The organism is Streptomyces hazeniae, assembly GCF_031845485.1.
In the GTDB taxonomy this organism is placed as follows: Bacteria; Actinomycetota; Actinomycetes; order Streptomycetales; family Streptomycetaceae; genus Streptomyces; species Streptomyces hazeniae.
This window is the reverse complement of record NZ_JAVREQ010000190.1, coordinates 1-447: the sequence shown is the minus strand read 5'-3', so window position 1 is coordinate 447 and position 447 is coordinate 1. Positions and strand designations below refer to the sequence as shown.

Annotated in this window: 1 protein-coding gene; it reads left to right on the top strand. The window is 68.9% G+C overall.

The genetic code is table 11. The features are described 5' to 3' along the window. Nucleotides 1–447, top strand: a 447-nt coding sequence (locus tag RM572_RS29260; RefSeq protein ID WP_311676369.1) for a thiamine pyrophosphate-dependent enzyme, incomplete at both ends; no start/stop codon positions are given.

Below are 447 nucleotides of genomic sequence, written 5' to 3'. Positions count from 1 at the left end.
CGCTCGGCTACGACCTGCCCGAGGACGGCAGCCTCTCCCCGCAGCAGGTCATCCAGCGCATCGGCAAGCTCGCCCCCGAGGGCACGATCTTCGCGGCGGGCGTCGGCCAGCACCAGATGTGGGCCTCCCACTTCATCGACTACGAGCAGCCCGCCACCTGGCTCAACAGCGGCGGCGCCGGAACGATGGGGTACGCGGTCCCGGCCGCCATGGGCGCCAAGGCCGGGATGCCCGACCGCACGGTCTGGGCCATCGACGGCGACGGCTGCTTCCAGATGACCAACCAGGAACTGACCACCTGCGCGCTCAACAACATCCCGATCAAGGTCGCCATCATCAACAACGGTGCCCTCGGGATGGTCCGCCAGTGGCAGACCCTCTTCTACAACCAGCGCTACTCCAACACCGTCCTGCACGCCGGCCCCGGCTCCGACGGCGCCCCCAACA